The sequence below is a fragment of the Streptomyces mayteni genome, from assembly GCF_054783955.1.
In genome coordinates this window covers 1-3,359 of sequence record NZ_BAAGPR010000238.1, presented here as the reverse complement: position 1 = coordinate 3,359, position 3,359 = coordinate 1, and the positions used below count along the sequence as shown (strand labels likewise).

The window sequence follows — 3,359 nt, the reverse complement described above, 5'->3', positions numbered from 1 at the left end:
CGGAGAGCCCCGGCGGCCCGCCGCGGGGCGGCCCGGAGCCGCACGCTCCGGGCCCCCGTGCCGGGGCGGCCGGCGCCGACATGTCCGCCTCGGCGGCCCTGGACGTCGCGGGGACTCCCGATGTTTCGCCGGACGGCCGATCCGTGTCGGGCGCGGTCGGTGGTCAGGGGGACAGCGCCGGCACGGCCGATGAGGGGGCAGCGACGCCGGGCACCGGCCTGGGCGAGGGCACGACGGCCGATGTTTCGCTGGACAGCGTCGCCGGGGCGACAGGGGGCCAGCCCACGCCTGGTGCGGCAAGCGGTCCGGGCGCCGTCGCAGGTTCCGCCAACGTCGCGTCGTCGCCGGCGCGCCCGAGCGGCACCGACCCGGCCGGCCCCGACGCCGACGCCTCCGGTGCGGGGGCGGCGGCGCCCGCTACCGGCCCGGGGGAGGGCGCGACGGCAGTGCCCGGCGGTGCGGAGGCGTCAACTGGCGGGCCTCGCGCCGAGTCGGGTGGCACTGGCCCGGCCGGCCAGGCCAGCGTCCCGGCCGGGATGGCGACTTCGTCGCCGGCAGAGGTGCCGCTGCCGGCGGATTCGGCCCGCCAGAACGGGGGGCACACGTCGTCGGGGGAGCCGCCGCAGGTGGCCGGGGGGCTCGCCGCGGGCGACCGGTGGCGGTTGGTGCTCGGGCGGCCGGGCGGGCGGCTCGCGGCGGGTGCCGTCCCGTTGGCCACCGCGCTCGACGAGCTCTACGGCGCCGGCCGCGGCGAGGGCGCCAGGGGCGACCTGCCGGGCGGCCGTGGCGGCGGTGGGCGCGAGACGCCGTACCCGAGCGTCCGCGAGTGGTCGGCGGAGCTGGCCGCGCTGTTCGGGCCCGGCATCCGCGAGGAGGTGCTGGCCGCCGCCGCGGCCGCCGGCCGCGGCGAGGCCGCGCTGGCGCTCGACCCCGACCGGGTCCGCCCCTCCGTCGAACTGCTCCGCACCGTGCTGCGTCACGCCGGCGGCCTCCCGGAGGCCCGGCTGGCCCAACTCCGCCCGCTGGTCCGGCGGTTGGTCGCCGAGCTCACCCGCGCCCTGGCCACCAGGCTCCGCCCCGCCCTCACCGGCGCCGCCCTGCCCCGGCCGAGCCGCCGCCCCGGCGGCCCGCTCGACCTCGGCAGGACCGTGCGCGCCAACCTGCCCACCGCGAGGCGCGGTCCTGACGGCGCGATCCAGGTCATCCCCGAGCGCCCCGTCTTCCGCACCCGCGCCCGCCGCACCGCCGACTGGCGGCTGATCATCGTCACCGACGTGTCAGGTTCGATGGAGTCGTCCACCATCTGGTCCGCGCTCACCGCCGCCGTGCTCGCCGGGGTCCCCACACTCACCACCCACTTCCTGGCGTTCTCGACCGAGGTGGTCGACCTCTCGGGCCATGTCAAGGACCCCCTGTCGCTGCTGCTCGAGGTGCGGGTCGGCGGCGGCACCCACATCGCCGCCGCGCTGCGGCACGCCCGCACGTTGGTGACGGCGCCCTCCCGCACCCTGGTCGTCGTCGTCAGCGACTTCGAGGAGGGCTATCCGCTCGGCGGCCTCCTCGCCGAGGTGCGCGGCCTGGCCGCCGCCGGCTGCCACGTGCTGGGCTGCGCCAGCCTGGACGACGCCGGTCGGCCCCGGTACAGCACCGGCGTCGCCGGGCAGCTGGTGGCGGCCGGCATGCCGGTCGCGGCGCTCAGCCCGCTCGAACTCGCCCGCTGGGTAGGAGAGAAGATCAGGTGACCGACACGCAGGCCCTGCCCCCCGTGGCCCCGGAGGTGACCGCCAGGCTGGTGGCCGACCTCAGCCCCCGGCTGCGCAAACGCCTCGACGCCGCGACCGCCAAGCTGGCCGCCCGGCCGGTCAGCCGGGACGGCGACGTCTACCGGATCGCCGTGGACGACGAGACCACGCTCGAACTGCGGGCCGCCGGCGGCAGCGTGACCGACGTCGTCGCCATCCGCTGCGGCTGCCTCCTCGCCCCCGGCTGCGTGCACCGACCGGCCGCCGCCTGCGCCGCGCCCGTCGCGGCGGACGCCGCCGCCGGGGAGGGGCCGCCGGCCGACGACGACCACCCCGCGCCCGAGCCGGCCGATCCCCGGGCCGTCCAACCGACCGCGGCCCCGGACATCCCGCCGGCCACGCCCCAACAGCTGGCGGCGGCCGCGGAGTTGTGGGCCGCCGGCGTCGCCGCGCTGGAGGCCGGCGTGGACGGGGCCGGCGCCGTCGTCCAGGCCGAGCTGCTCGGGGCCGCCCACGCCGCCAGGCTGGCCGGGCTGCCGCGCCCCGCCGCGGTCGCCGTCGCCTCCGCCGCCCGGCTGCGCGCCGCCGGCGCCGCCGACCCGGCGTACCGGCTCGCCGACCTCGTCGAGGAGCTGCGCGAGTTGCTGTCGACGGCGCACGGCCTCGGCCACGCCACCGGCCCCCGGCTCGCCGAGCTGCGCGGCCTCGCCCGCCGCCCCTACCTGCCGGGCGGCTCGCTGCGGCTCTACGGCCTGTTCAGCGAGCCGGTGCTCGCCGGCAGCGGCCACGCCGGCGTCGTCACCTGGACGGCGGACACCGAGGGCCGGCTCTTCCGCGTGCCCGACGTGGCCCCCGGCGGCGCCGACCCGGCGGCCGGCGCCGTGAAGCGCACCGTGCGCCCCGGCGACGCGGCCCTGACCCACCGCCGGCTGGCCCGGGCCGGCCTCGTCGTCTCCGGCGCCACCGTCTCGCCCGACGGCCGGCTCGGCGCCGGCGCCGGCGTGCGCGCCGTCCAGGCGGCCGGCGCCGGCTGGCACGAGCCGCCGCTCGCCCGGTTCTGGGCCGAGCCGCCGCACCGCCAGGCCGCCAGGGCACTGGAGGCCGCCGCGCTCCCCGAGGCGCGGCGCTCGCCGGGCCCCGACCTGCTGTTCCTCGACGAGCCGTGCCGCCGCCCGCTCCGCGCCACCGGTGGCCACGTCCTGCTGGCCGACTGCGCTGGGGTGCGGATCAGGCTCACCGTCGCCGACGAGGACCCGGCGCTCGCCCACCGCGACAACCTGCGGCTGCTCGCCGCCGCCCCGGGGCTGCGGCTCCGCGTCATCGGCCGGCTGACCCCCGGGCCGCACCCCCAACTGCGGCTGCTGGCCGTGGGCCGCCCGCCGGGCGACGAGGGCCAGGGGCTGCGGCTCCCCGACCCCGCCGGCCGCGTCGACCTGGGGTACGACCGGCTGCAACGCGGCGACCTGCCCACGGCCGAGGCCGCCGCGCCGGAAACCGTGCCGCCGGCCCTCGCCGCGGACGAGGCGGCCCAGCCCCCGATCCACCTGCTGCGCCGCCGCACCGCCCGGGCCGCCGCGGCCGGCCGGCTCGCCCTGGCGCTGCCGGGCACGGTCGCCG

General features: G+C 80.5%; 1 protein-coding gene and 1 pseudogene. Both read left to right on the top strand.

Annotated elements, in window-relative coordinates:
- Nucleotides 1-638: 638 nt before the first annotated feature.
- A pseudogene (locus tag ACYVPE_RS39560) lies at nucleotides 639-1,742 on the top strand (VWA domain-containing protein); the annotation flags it as partial.
- Nucleotides 1,739-3,359: hypothetical protein (locus ACYVPE_RS39555; protein ID WP_461038688.1), on the top strand; the 1,621-nt coding region annotated here is incomplete at its 3' end. The pseudogene ACYVPE_RS39560 and the gene ACYVPE_RS39555, both read left to right, overlap by 4 nt.